The organism is Streptomyces sp. NPDC055013 (assembly GCF_053608645.1).
Genome location: NZ_JBSGVW010000001.1, coordinates 368,893 through 385,971 on the forward strand (window position 1 = coordinate 368,893; position 17,079 = coordinate 385,971).

The 17,079-nt window shown below is 72.2% G+C and carries 7 protein-coding genes; 6 read left to right on the forward strand and 1 reads right to left on the reverse strand.

What is annotated here, in order from left to right; genetic code table 11:
• Positions 1-126 precede the first annotated feature (126 nt).
• The 6 genes from ACWGDB_RS01605 (at position 127) to ACWGDB_RS01630 (ending at position 16,610) form a co-directional block, all read left to right on the forward strand.
• Positions 127-1,254, forward strand: a complete 1,128-nt coding sequence (locus tag ACWGDB_RS01605; RefSeq protein ID WP_453820531.1) for a VOC family protein — start codon at positions 127-129, stop codon at positions 1,252-1,254.
• A complete protein-coding gene (locus tag ACWGDB_RS01610) occupies positions 1,251-2,210 on the forward strand; it encodes a fumarylacetoacetate hydrolase family protein (RefSeq protein WP_453820532.1) in 960 nt (319 codons plus the stop codon). Before ACWGDB_RS01605 ends, ACWGDB_RS01610 begins: the two co-directional genes overlap by 4 nt.
• Positions 2,207-4,114: an acyl-CoA synthetase gene (locus ACWGDB_RS01615; RefSeq protein WP_453820533.1), complete on the forward strand. Its 1,908-nt coding sequence runs from the start codon at positions 2,207-2,209 to the stop codon at positions 4,112-4,114. The genes ACWGDB_RS01610 and ACWGDB_RS01615 overlap by 4 nt, the downstream gene beginning before the upstream one ends.
• A 582-nt stretch (positions 4,115-4,696) precedes the next feature.
• Complete coding sequence (locus ACWGDB_RS01620) at positions 4,697-5,956, forward strand: MFS transporter (RefSeq protein ID WP_453820534.1); 1,260 nt, start codon at positions 4,697-4,699, stop codon at positions 5,954-5,956.
• Positions 5,956-9,279: a type I polyketide synthase gene (locus ACWGDB_RS01625; RefSeq protein WP_453820535.1), complete on the forward strand. Its 3,324-nt coding sequence runs from the start codon at positions 5,956-5,958 to the stop codon at positions 9,277-9,279. The genes ACWGDB_RS01620 and ACWGDB_RS01625 overlap by 1 nt, the downstream gene beginning before the upstream one ends.
• 47 nt (positions 9,280-9,326) lie before the next feature.
• The gene (locus ACWGDB_RS01630; protein WP_453820747.1) at positions 9,327-16,610 is read left to right on the forward strand and encodes a MupA/Atu3671 family FMN-dependent luciferase-like monooxygenase; all 7,284 of its coding nucleotides are present in this window, start codon (positions 9,327-9,329) and stop codon (positions 16,608-16,610) included.
• A 63-nt stretch (positions 16,611-16,673) separates the two neighbouring features.
• Here ACWGDB_RS01630 and ACWGDB_RS01635 read toward each other — a convergent pair whose 3' ends face one another.
• Positions 16,674-17,021 carry a hypothetical protein gene (locus tag ACWGDB_RS01635; protein WP_453820536.1) on the reverse strand — a complete coding sequence of 116 codons (348 nt, stop codon included), beginning with the start codon at positions 17,019-17,021 and terminating at the stop codon, positions 16,674-16,676.
• Positions 17,022-17,079 lie beyond the last annotated feature (58 nt).

The window sequence follows — 17,079 nt, forward strand, 5'->3', positions numbered from 1 at the left end:
CATGCCACCCCGTCACTCGCTTCACCCCGCACTCTAGCGGGCCCGCACTTGTTTCCTGAAGATTTCTTCAGTTCTATTGACTGACGGCAAGTTCGGAAGTGAATATTTCTTCAGGAGGTGGTGACCGTGGGTGGCACGCACAACGACCTGCACTCCGAGCAGGGCGCGCTCCCCGGAGAGCATCCGGGCCGGGCGGCGAACCCGGTGATCAAGGTCCACGACATCGCGTGGCTGGAGTTCTGCAAGCCCGACCTGGACCGCGCCGAGGCCTTCGCCCGGGCGTTCGGCTTCGTCACGTCGTACCGCGACGGCGGCGAGCTGCACCTGCGGGGCACCCGGGCCGGAACCCCGTGCGTGATCGTCCGCAGGGGCCGCAAGTCACGGTTCCTCGGCCCCGCCTTCCGCGCGGCCGACGCCCGCGACCTGCTGCGGCTGGCCGACGCCGCCGGCACCCGGGTGCACCCGCTGCCCGAGCCCCTGGGCGGGTCGGTCGTGGACGTGCTCGACCCGAGCGGCCTGCGGGTCCGCGTCATCGCCGACGCGGACGAGCTGCCCGCGGTGCCCGGGCAGCGGTCGCAGTCGTTCAACTTCGGCGGCGGCCTCGACCGGACCAACACCACCCGGCGTCCGCCGCGCGAACCGGCCGGCGTACGGCGCCTCGGGCACGTCGTGCTCCAGACGACCACCTACCTGCGCACGCTGAACTGGTACCTGGAGCACCTCGGCCTGATCGTCAGCGACTTCCTCTACTACGAGGGCCAGCGCGAGCGGGGCCCCACCATGAGCTTCATCCGCTGCGACCGCGGCCGGACCCTGACCGACCACCACACCCTGGCCCTGACGCTGGGCCCCTCCAACCGGTATGTGCACTCGGCCTACGAGGTGACCGACCTCGACGCGCTGGCCGCCGGCGGCGAGCACCTGCTCGGCGCGGGCTACCGGCGCTCGTGGGGCATCGGCCGGCACATCCAGGGCAGCCAGATCTTCGACTACTGGCGCGACCCCGACGGCCTCCTCGTCGAGCACTTCACCGACAGCGACATGTTCGACAACACCCTGGAGCCCGGCTGGGCGCCCATGACGGCCTCCGGCCTCGCGCAGTGGGGGCCGCCGGCCACCAAGGACTTCATGGGCATGGCCCCCGGCCGCGAATCCCTCGCCGAGCTGGGCTCGATCATCACCGCCCTCCGGAACGACGACAACGAGTTCGACCTCGAGCGCCTGCGCGGCCTGCTGAAAGTTGCTTCCTCATGACCCTCTCCGTCCTCCGTACCTCCGATGCCTGGTGGGTCGCGCTCGACGAGCACCGTGCCGTCCCGGTCGAGACCTCCGCGACGACGACCGCCGAACTCCTCGACGACGTGGTCACGGTCCACATGGCCCTGGCCGAGGCCCGCTCGGGCAACGGGTCGGCGCAGCCGCGCCGCATCGCCGAACTCCCGCTCGTCTCCCCGGTCAGCGCGCCGTGCCGGGTGGTCGCGCAGATGACCAACTACGTCTCCCACGTGCGGGACTCGGGCATGAACCCCGAGACCGTGCCGCTGACCTTCTTCCGCAAGACCTCCGGTTCGATCAGCGGCCCGTTCGACGAGATCGTGAAGCCGGCCCACGTCCGGTTCCTCGACTACGAGATCGAGCTCGGCCTGGTCATCGGACGTCCCCTCGAGGTCGGCGCCACCGTGACCGCCGCCAACTGGAAGGACCACATCGCCGGCCTCGTCATCACCAACGACGTCTCCGCACGCGACGTACAGCTGCCCAAGACCCAGTTCTACGAGGCCAAGTCCTATCCGACCTTCACCCCGGTCGGCCCCGCCCTGGTCCTGTTCGATGCCACTGAACTCGACCGTCTGTCCGAGCTGAGGCTCGTCCTCAAGGTCAACGGCGAGATCCGCCAGAACAGCGACCTCACCGACATGATCTACAGCCCCCTGCAGACCCTGCAGGAGCTCTCCCGCTTCCAGGCCCTCGCACCGGGCGACCTCGTCCTCACCGGCACCCCGGGCGGCACCGCCCTCAAGGCGCCGCCCAGGGCGGTGGAGATCATCGGCGCTCTCCTGCCGCCGGCGATGAAGTGGAAGGCGTTCTTCAACTCCCAGGCGAAGAACCCGAAATACCTCCAGGACGGCGACGTACTCGAGCTGTCCATCACAACCCCCGACGGCGCCGTCGACCTCGGCACCCAGCGGAACAAGGTGAGGTACGCGTGACCACCGAGACCCCCATGGCGTGGCCGCGCTACGACCACCCCGACGACCTGGCCGTCATCGAGGCGACGCCGCTCGCCGCACGCGGACTGCCCGGCACCTCGTACGACGTGCTGCGGCGAGCGGCCGAGCAGTGGCCTGAGCGGACCGCGCTCACGGTCCTGCCCGACGCGGCGTCCTGGCGTACGCCCAGGAACCGCAGCTATGCGGAGCTTCTCGCCGACGTGCACCAGGCGGCCAACGCCCTGCACCGCCTCGGCGTCCGCCGCCACGACACCGTCGCGTTGCTCTCCCCGAACTGCGACGAGCTCGTCACCGCGCTCCTGGCCGCCCAGCTCGCCGGCATCGTCACCCCCGTCAATCCGGCGCTCGCCCGCGACCACGTGGCCGAGCTGGTCCGCCGGGCCGGCGCCCGCGTGATCATCACCGCCTCCCCGGAGCTGGACCCCGAGGCATTCGCCACCAGCGCCGAACTCGCCCGCCAGGGCCTGGTGGACCACGTGCTCGTCCTGCGCCCCACCGGCGACCCGCAGGAGCCGCCCGCACCGCCCACCGCGGAGAACGCCACCGTGGCCCGCCTCGCGGACATCGCGGCCGACCGCCCGCGCGACCGGTTCGTCGGCGAGCCGCCCACCGCCACCGACCTCGCCGCCTTCTTCCACACCGGCGGTACGACCGGGGCGCCCAAACTCGCCGCGCACACGCACACCAACGAGGTCAGCGACGCGTGGATGATCGCGGCCAACTCCGTGCTGGACGAGGACTCGGTCGTCTTCGCCGCCCTGCCGCTGTTCCACGTCAACGCACTCGTCGTCACCCTGCTCGCACCGCTGCTGCGCGGCCAGCAGGTCGTGTGGGCGGGACCGCTGGGCTACCGCGACATCACGCTGTACGCGGAGTTCTGGCGCATCGTCGAGCACTACCGCATCGCCGCCATGAGCGCCGTGCCCACGGTGTACGCGGTTCTCGCCACGTGTCCGGTCGACGGGGCCGACATCGGCTCGATGCGGTGCGCGATGGTCGGCGCCTCCGCGCTGCCCGACGGTGTGCGCACCGACTTCGAGACGGCGACCGGGATTCCGCTGCTGGAGGGATACGGCCTGACCGAGGCGACCTGCGCCAGCGTCCGCGGTTTCCTGGAGGTCCGCCGGCCCGGTTCGGTCGGCAGGCGGCTGCCGTACCAGGGCATCAGGATCGTCGACCCGGCCACGGCCGAGGAGCGGCCGAGCGGTGAGGTGGGCGCCGTCCTCATCAGCGGCCCCACGGTCTTCCCCGGGTACGTCCAGGGCCGCGACGGCGACGGCTACCTGCTCAGCGGCGAGGGCAGGGTGGTCGGCGGCTGGTTGGACACGGGCGACCTCGGCTACCTCGACGAGGACGGCTTCCTCCACCTCACCGGGCGCGCGAAGGACCTGATCATCCGGGGCGGCCACAACATCGACCCCCGGATCATCGAGGACGCGCTGCTCAAGCACCCCGCGGTCACCGGGGCCCAGGCGGTCGGACAGCCGGACCGGCGTGCGGGGGAGGTGCCCGTGGCGTACGTGACGCTCGCCGACCCCACGGTGACCGAGGACGACCTCCGGGCCTGGGCCGCCGAGCGCGTCGGTGAGGCAGCCGCCGCGCCCAAGGCCGTCCACGTCCTCGACGCGCTCCCCGTCACCGCGGTCGGCAAGCCGTTCAAGCTTCCCCTGCGAGCCGACGCCGCCCGCCGCGTACTGACCGACGCCCTCACCGGTATCGACGACGTGGCAGGCGTCAGCGCCGAGGCCGGCTCCGGATCGGTGACGGTCACCGTCACGCTGCGCGCTTCGGCGCCGGCCGCCACCAGGACCGAAGTCGAGCGCCGGGTCGCCGACTTCGCGGTGCCCTGCCGCATCGCCGGACGGCGGCGGGGGGAGGGCTGAGGCACTTCCTCCCGCGCACCGGCCGTTTCCGGAGTGCCCTCATTCGACCTTGACGAGTCGACCTTGACGAGGGTGCCCGCGGGGACGACCGGTCGGCGGCTCCGTAGTCCGACTCGGGCGTTCCACTCACGGTCAAGGTCTGTCCTGAACCGTACGATCGCCGTGCCGGGGCGCAACGACCCGAAAGATTTGGCGCAATCTGATGCCCGAACTCGCCAAATCTGGACCTGAAGTCGTCTAGACCTCCCCCGGAGCCTTGAACCCCCGTGTCCGGGTCTGCTTGGCTGACGGACCATTGGCCGCCGACCGGCGGCGCATAGGGGGAATGGTTTTTGTGCTGGGCCGGCAAGGGGGCATGGACGTGCCCTGCGTCAACGGTGTGCGCCCTGCCGGGTCGACAGCGGCCGGGGCCGATGAACGGGTATCGGACACCGCGGCATCGCTTCCCGCGCGGCCGACGCGACGGGCGAACGTCCCGGAGCCTGCCGTCCGTATCGACTCCGCCCCGCCGCTGAGCGCGCGGGCGCCGCATCCCGGCCTCGCACACCACTCACACCCTTCTTGCAGACCAGAGGAAGGTGCATGAGGTACTTCCGGCTGCTCGTCCTGGGCAACGGCATCTCGGCGTACGGCAGTTACCTGAACATGGTGGCGCTGAACGTCTTCGTCTACGACGCCACGGACAGCGCGCTGGCCGCCGGCCTCTTCATGGCCGTACGCCTGGCGACGAGTGTCGTGTCGGGCTGGGTGAGCGGTCGTCTCGTCTCGGCCTACGACCGCAAGCGCCTGATGGTCGGTGCCGACCTGTGCCAGGCCGTGGCGCTGCTGACACTGCTGATCGCACCGGACGCCACCCGCGTGGGGCTGCTCTACGTCCTTGCCGTGGTCACCGGCGGCTGCTCGACGCTCTCCCAGGTCGCCCTGCGCAGCAGCATCCCGGAGATCGTCGGCGCCGAGCACCGGGTGCGTGCCAACGGGCTGCTGGTCACCGGGCGTTCGCTCGCGATGATCGCCGGGTTCGCCTCGTCGGGTGTGGTGGTCGCGCAGCTCGGCTACTCGGCTGCGTTCGCCCTGGACGCCGCGTCCTTCCTGGTCTCCGCGACGGTGCTGTTCCTGCTGCCCGTACGCACCAGGGCGGCGAAGGACGCCGCGGGCGGCGGCGCCGCGGAGTCCTCGGGCGCCGCCCGCTGGACGGCGCGGATGCTGCTGGCCACGGCTCCGCTGCTGATGGCGATGATCGCCATCCGGGCGGTGGACGGGCTGGGTTCCTCCTCCCACAACGTCGCCCTGCCCATCTACTCCAGCGGCCTGGACCCCGACCATCCGGCCACGTTCATCAGCCAGTTCTGGGCCACCTGGGCCATCGGCAACATCGTCGTCCAGCAGGTGATCGGCCGGGTCACCAAGAAGACCGGGCGCACACCCGGGGAGCGGGCGTTCGCGCTCGGCGCCTGTGTGATGTCGGCCGGATTCATCGTCGTCTTCAGTGGGCTGCCGACCGTCCCCGCGGTCATCGCCGCGCTCGTCGCCGGCGCCGCCGACGGGTTCACGGAGATCGTCTACGTGTCGCGGCTGCAGGCCGCCCCGGACGAGCAGCGCGGCCGCCTCTTCGGACTCTCCGCCTCGGCCGAGAACACCGGCTTCGGTCTCGGCATGCTCGTGAGCGGCGCCCTGCTGGAGACGTTCTCGCCGCTGCAGGTCGTCGCCTCCTTCCACGGCCTGGCGATCGTCCTGTGCGGCGCGCTGCTCCTGCTGCTTCTGCGCCGGGGACGCACAGGTGACCAAGGCATCGAGGAAACGGTCAGTCAGGACAAACCGACGGTGACGGAGGGACGCAGCTGATGACCACGAGCGACCCCGACCCGAGGATGGCCGTCATCGGCATGGCCTTCCGGCTGCCCGGCGCGAACACGCCCGAGGAGTTCTGGCGGGTCATCCATGACGGCACGGACTGCGTCACCCGGTTCACGGACGAGGAGCTGGACGCCGCCGGTGTACCCGCCGAGGAGTACCGGGCGGCCGACTTCGTCGGCGCCTCCGGGGTGCTGGACGACATCGCCGGCTTCGACGCCCAGCACTTCGCCATGAGCGCCCGCGAGGCCAGGCTCACCGACCCGCAGCACCGCATGCTCCTGGAGTGCGCCCAGCACGCCCTGGAGAACGCCGGCTACCCGGACGAACGGGACGGCAGCCGCGTCGGCGTCTACGCCAGCACCGGATATCACCTCTACACCCTGCAGAACTATCTCCTCAACAACGTCCTGCCCAGCCACGCCGCCACCGACTGGATGGCCGGCATGCAGATCACGGTCGGCAACTACGCCGACTTCACCGCCACCCGGATCGCCTACCGGCTGGGCCTGACCGGCCCCGCGGTCAACATCCAGACGGGCTGCTCCAGTTCGCTGGTCGGCGTGCAGGCCGCCGCACAGTCTTTGCTCATGGGCGACTGCGACATCGCCCTCGTCGGCGCCACCGCCGTCCACGTGCCGCAGGTCGTCGGCTACCGCTACGTCAAGGGCTCGATCCTCTCCAAGTCCGGCCGCCTGCGCGCCTTCGACGCCGGAGCCGACGGCACCGTCGGAGGAACGGGCGTCCTGGCCGTCGTACTGAAGAGGCTGGGCCGGGCGGTCGCCGACGGCGACACGATCCACGGGGTCGTCCGTGGCTGGGGGATCAGCAACGACGGCGCCGACAAGAAGGCGTTCACCGCCCCGAGCGCCCGGGGCCAGCGCGTGGCCGTCCGCCAGGCCCTGCGGCGCGCCGGCGTCGGCGCGGACAGCATCGGCTACCTGGAGACCCACGGCACCGGCACACTCAAGGGCGACCCGATCGAGTTCGACGGCGCCACCGGCGCCTACCGCGAGGACACCGATCGGGCCGGCTACTGCGCCCTCGGCTCTACCAAGGCCAACATCGGCCACCTCGACGCGGCCTCCGGCCTCGCCGGACTGGTCAAGACCCTGCTGGTCCTCAAGCACGGCGTCATCCCGCCGATGGCGAACTTCAGCGAGCCCAACCCCGGCCTCGACCTCGAACACAGCCCCTTCTACATCCCCGGCACCGCCCGGCCCTGGCCCGAGAGCGCCGTGCCCCGCCGCGCGGGCCTCACCTCGCTCGGCGTCGGCGGCACCAACGTCCACCTGATCCTGGAACAGGCCCCCGAGCCCGCTCCCCGGACCGACGCCGCCGCCCCTGCCGACGTGCTGCTGGTCTCCGCGAGCAGCGAGGCCGCCCTCGCCGACAACGCCCGCGCCTTCCGCGACCGGTTACGCCGGCCGCCGTCACCCCGACCGGCGGACCTGGTCACCACCGCCGCCCTCGGCCGCGTCCACGGCCGCCACCGGCTGGTGGTCCGTGGCACCACCCCGGCCGCCCTCGCCGACGCCCTCGACGCCTGGCTCACCGGAACGGCCGGGGCGACGGTCACGGCGGGGACCGCGCCGGCGGAGGGCCACGCGCGGGTGGCGTTCCAGTTCACGGGGCAGGGCAGCCAGTACGCGGGTATGGCCGACGCCCTCCGCGAGCGCTTTCCCGTCGTACGCGAGGTGCTCGACGCCTGCGACGACCACTACCGCGACCTCACCGGCGACTCACTGCTCGCGGCGCCGCGGGCGTCGGACGCATTGGGGGAAGGGGCACCGGACCGAACGCCCGACGGGCCGCTCGCAGGCACGGACACCGCGCAGCCCGCGCTGTTCGCCCTGCAGTGCGCCCTGGTCCGGCTCTGGCGTGACGCCGGCATCGAACCGTACGCCGTGACCGGGCACAGCGTCGGGGAGTACGCCGCGCTGTACGCGGCCGGAGCCCTGTCGCTCGACGACGGTCTGCGTCTCACCATCGAGCGCGGCCGGCTGATGCAGCAACGCTGTGCCCCCGGCGCGATGGTGGCCGCAGCGCTGGACCGGGAGGCCGCCCAAGCCCTGGCCGCCGAAGTGCCCGGCCTGGAGCTCGCCGTGATCAACGCGGAACGCGCACAGGTGCTCGCCGGGCCGGTCGACGCCGTGGAACGGGCGTGTGCCCTGCTGGACGAGCGCGGCACGCCGGGGCAGCGTCTGACGGTGACCCGGGCCTTCCACACCGCGCTGATGGAACCCATGTTGGAGGAGTTCCGGAAGATCCTCGACGACGTCGACTTCCAGCCGGTACGCATCCCGTTCGTCAGCGCCCTGGACGGCATGACCCGCCCGCCCGGCTGGACCCCGGACGCCGACTACCTCCTCCGGCACACCCGCGAGCCCGTCCGCTACGACGAGGCACTGCGCGGCATCGGAGCCGGGCGGCCCGACGCCCTGCTGGAGATCGGGCCGCACACCACCCTCAGTGGTCTGGCCCGCCGGGCACTGCCCGACCTGCGGTCGCTGCCGTCCCTGCGGCGCGGCACCGGGCTCGGTGCCCTCTGGGGTGCGGCGGCGGGCCTGCACTGTGCCGGGGCGGACGTCGGCTGGCGGGTGCTGCTGGCCGGCAGCGGCGGCAGGCGTATCCCGCTGCCCGGATACCGGTTCCAGCACAAGGACCACTGGACGGGGCCGGAGTTGACGGCCCTCAGCACAGAAACACCAGCGAGAGAAGGAGCCGAAGTGGTTCAGCAAGAGGCAGCGGTGGCGCGCGTACTTCACAGCATCGTCGAGGCGACGTCGCGGCACCTCGGCGAGGAGCCGTCGGCGATCGTCGGTGACGCGTCCTTCTTCGACCTCGGCGCCGACTCGCTGCAGATGATCAGCGTGCTGCGGGAGCTGGAGCAGGAACATCGGGTCAAGGTGACGATGCGGCAGCTGTTCGAGGAGACGGGTACGCCACGGCGGCTCGCGGAGTTCATCGTCGCCCGCATGCCGGGGGCGGCGGGGTTGGCGCAGCCGGTCGCTCCCGAGCCTCCTGCACCCGTGCCCGCTGTTCCCGCGCCCGCTGCTCCGGAGCCCGTCGCTCCCGAGCCCCTCGCGCCGCCCAGGGTCGCCGCACCTGCACCCGCACCGGTTCCCGCACCCGCGCCCGTCGCCCCCGCAGCAGCCCCCGAGTACGCCACGCGCGAGGAACTGGAGGACCTCGCCCGCAAACTCCAGCAGATATCGCAGATACAGCTGCAGATGATGTCCCAGCTCTCCCAGTTGCTGGCCCTCCAGACGGCCTCGGTGACCGAGCGGATCAACGGCAAGGTGGCCAAGTGACCGGGCTGCACGGCATATCCGCGGCACTGGACCAGGACCTGGCGGCGATGGCGGAACTCTCCCAGCGCATAGCCGAGCAGATGGGCGGAGCCGACGCCTCCGTCCCGGAGCAGCGGTCGCCGCAGGCACCACGCGTCCACGGCCCCCGGGTGACGGTCGCCAGGACCTCCGGCATGGTGCAGGACGTCTCACCGGACTCCCAGCAGGACCACCTGGCCGACCTCGTCCGCCGCTACACCGCAAGGACCCCGACCTCCAAGAGCATCGCCCAGCGCTACCGCCGCGTCCTGGCCGACAGCCGTGCCGTCGTGGGCTTCCGCAGCGGTACGAAGGAGATGCTCTACCCGATCGCGGGCCACCGGGCGAGTGGCGCGCGGCTCCAGGACGTCGACGGCAACGAGTACGTCGACATCACGATGGGCTTCGGCGTCCTCCTCTTCGGCCACGAACCCGACTTCGTCACCGAGGCCGTGCGCGAGCACCTGTCCCGGGGCATCCAGCTCGGCCCGCGCAACGTCGAGACCGGCGAGGCGGCGGAACTCCTCGCCGAACTGACCGGTCTGGAACGGGTCGCCTTCGCCAACTCCGGTACGGAGGCGAACTCCGCGGCCATCCGTCTCGCCCGCGCCGCGACCGGCCGCGACAAGATCGTCACCTTCCTGGGCGCGTACCACGGCCACGCCGACAACGTCCTCGGCCGCACCTCGGGCAGCGGCACCGACCAGGTCACGGTGCCCGTCTCCCGAGGCATCCCGCAGGCTTCGGTCTCCGATCTGCTGGTCCTCGACTACGGCACCGACGCCGCCCTGGAGGCGATCGCCCGGCACGCGGACGACATCGCCGCGGTCGTCGTGGAGCCGGTGCAGAGCAGGCATCCCTCCCTGCGGCCCGTCGAGTTCGTACGAAAGCTGCGCGAGCTGACCCGCCGCCACGGCATCGTGCTGCTCTTCGACGAGATGCTGACCGGCTTCCGCCCGGCGCTGCGCGGCGCGCAGGACCTGTACGGCGTCACGCCGGACCTCGCCACCTACGGCAAGCTGCTCGGCGGTGGGTTCCCCATCGGGGCCATCGCCGGCCGCGCCGACATCATGGACGGCGTCGACGGCGGCCACTGGTCCTACGGCGACGACAGCTACCCGCCCGCCGACACCACGTTCTTCGGCGGTACGTACATCCAGCACCCGGTGTCGATGGTCGCCGCGCGCGCCGTGCTGACCCACCTCAAGGAGCACAGCCCGCGCCTCCAGGAACGGCTCAACGCGCGTACCGCCGAACTCGCCGCGACGCTCAACGGCTTCTTCGAGGCCGAGGAATTCCCGCTGCGGATGAGCCACTTCGGTTCCCAGTTCCGCTTCGAGCACCGCGCCGACATGGAACTCCTCTACCACCACCTGATGCTGCGCGGCGTGCATGTCTGGGAGTGGCGCAACTTCTTCCTGTCCACCGCCCACACGGACGGCGACCTCGAGTTCGTGGCGGACGCCGTACGGGACTCACTGCGCGAGCTGCGGACGGCGGGCTTCTTCCCGGGCGGGCGGCCGGTGGCGCCGAAGGCTGCGCCGCCCACACCGAAACCGGCACCCGCTCCGGCGCCGAGCCGGGCAGCGGAACCGACACCGGACCCTGCCGTCCCCGCGGAGGCGCCCGCCCCGGTCGCCGCCATGGCCTGGAACGCCGCAGCCGTCACGGACTCCCGCACGGCATCCGCGAGCGAACCCGCCGCCCGCACCACCGACTTCAGCGTCTATTTCTTCGGCGACTACCCCCAGGACTCCTCCGCGCCGAGGCAGGGCGGCCAGTACGAACTCCTCATGGACGTGGCCCGGTTCGCCGACAAGCAGGGCTTTCACGCGCTGTGGATGCCCGAGCGCCACTTCCACTCCTTCGGCGGCCTCTTCCCCAACCCGGCCGTGCTCGCCGCCGCGCTGTCCCGGGAGACCGAACGCATCCGGCTCAACGCGGGCTCCGTCGTCCTGCCGCTCCACGACCCCATCCGGGTCGCCGAGGAGTGGTCGATGGTGGACAACCTCTCCGGCGGACGTGTCGGCATCGGCGTCGCCAGCGGCTGGAGCGCCAAGGACTTCGTGTTCTTCCCCGACCGCTTCGGCCGGCACAAGGAGCTGATGTACGCACAGCTGGAGGAGGTACGGAAGTTCTGGCGCGGCGACGCCGTGCGCCGGGCCAGTGGTGACGGCGAGGCCGAGGTACGCCTCTTCCCGCGACCCGTGCAGGACGCCCCGCCCATGTACACAGCGGTGGTCGGCAACCCCGCCTCCTTCGAACTCGCCGCCCGCCACGACCTGGGCGTCGTCACCAACCTGATGACCCAGAGCGTCGAGCAGCTCGCGGAGAACATCGCCCGCTACCGGCGCACCCGGGCTCGGTACGGCCTGGACCCGGACGCCGGGCGGGTGGCGGTCCTGCTGCACACCTACCTCGCCGACGACCACGACACCGCGCGCACCGAGGCCTACGAACCGCTGTCCCGCTACATGCGCGCGTCCCTGTCCGTGTTCAGCGGCGTCACCAACAGCCTGGGGCACAACGTCGACCTGGCCGAGCTCAGCGAGGACGACCTGGACGCGGTGTTCCGCCGGGCCTACGGCCGTTACTGCGATCAGCGCGCTCTGATCGGCACGGTGGACACCGTCCGCCCGGTGGTGGACGCGGTCACCGCGGCGGGCGCCGACGAGATCGTCGCCCTCGTCGACTTCGGTGTCGCTCCGGACGAACTGCGCGAGGGCCTGCCACACCTGGACGCGCTGCGCCGCACGTACCGGCCCGCACCCGTTTCCGCCCCCGCCGACGCGCCCCTGTCGCCCGGCCAGGAACGGATCTGGTTCCTGGAGCGCCTGCTCCCGGGCCGTACCGCCTACAACGAGGTCAAGGCGATCCGCCTCGAAGGCCCCCTCGACGTGCCGGCTCTGCGCGCGGCACTGCGCGGCCTCGTCGCACGGCACGAGGGGCTCCGTACCGTCTTCCGCGAGAGCGGAGGCGAGCCCCGCCAGGTGGTGCGGGCGGCGCCGGTCGAGCCCGATTTCGAGGTCGTCGACGGCACCGGCAACCCGCGGACCGCCCTGCGGGACGTCCTGGCCGCCGAGAGCGCACGGCGCTTCGACCTGGCGGGCGGCCCGCTGTTCGTCACCCGGCTGGTCAGGCTCGCCGAGGCGGAGCACGTCCTCGTGCTGTCCCTCCACCACATCGTGGTCGACGCGGCCTCCGCCACCGTCCTGGCCCGCGACCTGTCCGCGCTCTACCGCGCCGAACGCGCCGGCAACACCCCCGACCTGCCCGCGCTCACCTGGAACTACGCCGACCACGCCAGGGAGCTGGCGGCGTCCGCGGACAGCCCCGAGGCCGGCGAGGACCTGGCCTACTGGCGCCGCACCCTCGGCGGCGACCTGCCCGTCCTCGCCCTGCCCACCGACCGGCCCCGCCCGTCGACGATGACCTCGAACGGCCGGGCGGTCTTCCATACCCTCGACTCCCAACTCTCCGCACGACTGCGGGAGTTGAGTCGTGCCCGCCGCAGCACCCTGTTCATGACCCTGCTCGCCGGATACGGCGCCATGCTGCGCCGGGTCACCGGGCAGACGGACATCGTCGTCGGCACCCCGATCTCGGACCGGCCCGAGCGGGCCGAGCATCTGCTCGGGTTCTTCGTGAACACCCTCGCGCTGCGCCTCGACCTGTCCGGCGACCCGGCGTTCGGCACGCTGCTGGACCGCGTGCGCACGGTCGCTCTCGACGCGTACGACCACGCGCGCGTGCCCTTCGAAACCGTGGTGCGCGAGCTCGCCCCGCCCCGGGCCGTCGACCGGACACCGGTGTTCCAGGCGTTCGCTGAGTTCCAGCGCGCCGAACCGTTCCGCTTCGACCTGCCCGGCATCGAGGCCACGCCGCTGGACGCCGGCCCGGACAAGTCCCTGACGGACCTCACGGTCTACTTCACGGACCAGCCCGAGGGCATCCGCTGCCACCTGGAGTACAACACCGACCTGTTCGACCAGGAGACGGTCGACGGGTTCTTCGCCACCTTCCGGGACCTGCTCGCCGCGGCGGTCGACACCCCTGACACGCCGCTGTCCCGGCTCGCCCCGGCGCCCGTCGACACCGCCGCCGACGGTGAGCCCGTACCGAGCTCCTGGCAGCACGGCCCGTCCCGCCCGCTCGCGGACATCACCGTTCACGACCTGGTCGCCCGGCAGACGGCCGCTCGGCCGAACAGCACCGCCGTGATCAGCGGCGACACCCGGCTGACGTACCGCGAACTGCACGACCGCGCCGCGCAGTTGGCCGCCGTCCTGCGGGAACAGCCCGCCACGGACGGCGGTGCCGAGGTCGTGGCGCTGTGGCTGCCGCGCTCCGCCGACCTCGTCGTCGCCATGCTCGCCGCGCTCGGAGCGGGCCGCGCCTACGTCCCGCTGGATCCGTCGCTCGGCCGGGTGCGCGCCGAGCAGGTCATCGCCGAGTGCGGGGCGCGGACGGTGGTGTCGGCGCCCGGTGAGGCGGCCGTTCTGAAGCTGCCGCCGGGCGTGACCGTCGTATCCCCCGACGCGGCCGCATCGCACCCGCCGCGCTCCGCGTCCGCCATCGACAACCAGGCCCCGTGCTGTGTCCTCTACACCTCGGGCAGCACCGGCACACCCAAGGGCGTCGTGCTGGCGCACCGCGCTGTCCTCGACCTGTGCGAGTGGCACCACCGGCGCTTCGCGTTCACCTCGGCCGACCGCAGCGCAGTCGTGTGCAGCCAGAGCTTCGACGCCTCGATCCTGGAGATCTGGCCGGCCCTGACCGCGGGCGCGTCGGTCACCATCGCCGAAGAGGAAGTCCGCAGGGATCCACTGACCCTGGCCCGCTGGTACGCCCGCGAGCACGTGACCTTCTCCATCCTCCCCACCGCCCTGGGCGAACAACTGCTGGGGCTGCCACCACACGAGCAGCCGCCCCTGCGCCACCTCCTGCTGGGCGGTGACGTACTGCGCACCAGGCCGCGCCCCGAGGCGCCGTACGAGACGGTGAACGTCTACGGGCCCACCGAGACCACCGTGCTGTGCACGACGGAAACCGTCGCCGCGCACAGCGACGACCCCGCTCGTCCGATCGCGATCGGACGCCCGGCGGACAACGTACGGCTGAGCGTGCTCGACGAGTCGGGAGGCCCGGTACCCGTCGGCACGGTCGGGGAGTTGTACGTCGGCGGACCGGGCGTGGCCCTCGGCTATCTCCACCGCCCCGAACTCACCGCCGAGCGGTTCCTGCCGGACCCGGACGGCGGCCCGGACGCGCGCAGGTACCGAACAGGCGACCTGGTCCGCTGGACCGCGGACGGGACGCTGGAGTTCTGCGGCCGGGCCGACGACCAGGTGAAGATCCGGGGCTACCGGGTCGAGCCGGAGGAGGTCTCCCGCACGCTCAACGCCCTGGACGGCGTGCGCGAGGCGGCCGTACTGGCCCGGCGCAACGACCGCGGTGATGCGTACCTCGCGGCCTATGCCGTCCCCGCCGACCCGATAGGAGAAGAGGCCGACGACCGGCAGGCGTACGCCGATCTGCTGGCCGAGGAACTGGCGGCCCGGCTCCCGGAGTACCTCGTACCGCGCGCGTGGCGCGTCCTGACCGCCCTGCCCGTGAGCGGCAACGGCAAACTGGACCGCTCCGCGCTGCCGGCACCCGACCTCGTCACCTCCGCCCCCACCCGCACGGCGAGTGCCGTCGGCGAAGCACCCGCCGCCGGTCACCCGACGGGCATCGAGCGGCGGGTTCGGGAGCTGTGGGCCGAGGAGTTCGACGTCGACGCCGACGGCATCGCGGCCGACGCCTCCTTCTTCGACCTGGGCGGCCACTCGATCACCGCGATGCGACTGGTCAACCGGGTCCGGGAGGACTTCGGCACCGAGTACCCGATGCTGAGCTTCTACCAGGAGCCGACGCTACGGGCCATGACGGCCCAACTGGCCGCGGCGGCGGGCGAGACGGCGGAGCCGGGTTCCGCACATCCCTCGCCCGAGGCCGACGACGGACCCGGCACGGTGGAGCAGCGCGCCCCCGCCACCGTGCAGCAGTCCCGCTTCGCCACCGTGCACGCCGACCACCGCCTCCCGCAGGTCTTCAACGTCGCCCTGCGGCTCACCCTCACCGGTGCCCTGGACGTGGCAGCCCTGCGCACCGCCCTGACCGGGCTCGTGGAGCGGCACGAGGGGTTGCGGACCCGGCTGGCCCGCAGCGGCGACGGCTGGGAGCAGCAGGTGCTGCGGCCCCGCCCGGTCGAACTGCCGGTGGAGGACCTCACCGGACTGCCCGTGCCGGAACGGCAGGCGGCCCTGGACCGGGCCAGTTCCGAGGCTGCGGAGACGCCTGTCGACCCCACCGGTGGGATTCCGGTGGCGCTGCGCCTCCTGCGTACCGGTGAGAACACCTGGTCGCTGCTCCTCGTCCTGCACCACTCCGCCTGCGACGGATGGTCCGTCAGCCTGCTGCTGAAGGAACTCGCCGCGCTCTACGGCTCGGCCGCGGCGGGCGAGCCCCATGCCCTCCCGCCGGTGCAGTGCCAGCCCGTGGCGTATGCCCGGTGGCAGCAGGACCAGGTGGACGACGCCGCCGAGGAGCGGAAGGTGCAGTTCTGGCTGCGTGAGCTCGACGGGGTGCCGTTCACCGTCGACCTGCCGCTGGACCGGCCCCGGCCGCAGAGCGCGAGCGGACGGGGCGGCGCAGTGATGTTCACCGTGCCGGCCGAGGCACGGGCCGCCGTGGAGCGGCTGGCCAGGGAGCGGGGGACGACGCCGTTCGTGGTCACGGCCGCGGCCCTGGGCCGGATGCTCGCGCGCAAGTCCGGGCAGTCCGATGTCGTGTTCAACGTCTCCTACGCCAACCGCGAGCGCCGCGCGTTCGAATCCCTGCTGGCCTGTACGGTCACCGGCTTCGCGCTGCCGGTGCGGCAGGGCGTCGGCGGATCCTTCGCCACTCTGACGGACCAGGTCGCCCGTACGACCGTGGAGTGCATGGACCGGGCCCTGCCGGTGCGCCGGATCGCCCCCGCGATGAGGGAGCACACGGGAGTGGACGTGCCGGACCGGCTGGACGTCGGCTTCGCCTACCAGAGCTCGCTGGACGCGGAGGTCGAACTGCCCGGCCTGACCACGGCCATCGAGGACCTCGCGCCCGCCGCGGCCCGCACGGAACTCACGTTCGGGCTCGTCCCGGCCGGCGACGAACTGAAGGGCTTCGTCGAGTACTCGGCCGACCTGTGGGACCGCAGCACGATCGAGGGCTGGACCCGCGACTACGTCGCCCTCCTGAGCGAGGAGGTCGACCGGGCGCTCGGACGGTGACGCCCGTCCGTGACGCCGTCCCGCCGTGCGCCGGCTCGGTGCGTGGGACGGCGTCACGGACGCTCACGCGGCGCTGCTGCTCCGCGGCATCCAGTGCCGGCACGTCAGCTCGTGCTCACTGCCGAGGCTCGTCCACCAGCGCTCGCAGCACGCGGAGTCCAGCTCCGCACGGACGATCGCCTCGGCGGCATCGCTGGCGCGCCCGGCCCGCGCGACCAACTCCAGGAGCCACCGGCGCTGTTCGCCGATCACGGTCTCCCGCACCACGGCGATGACCGGCACGAGGCTGGCGGCGGCGAACAGACACGCCGCCCACGCGGGCCCGTACCGGATTTCCAGGACCGAGGTCCAGGCGAGCCCCGCGCTCGTGGCGATGTAGAGGACGCAGAGCAGGCGGCTGGAGCAGTTCATGGGCGTACACCGTCCTTGGGGCGGGATCGATACCCTTGTCCAACTGCTGACGGCCCGC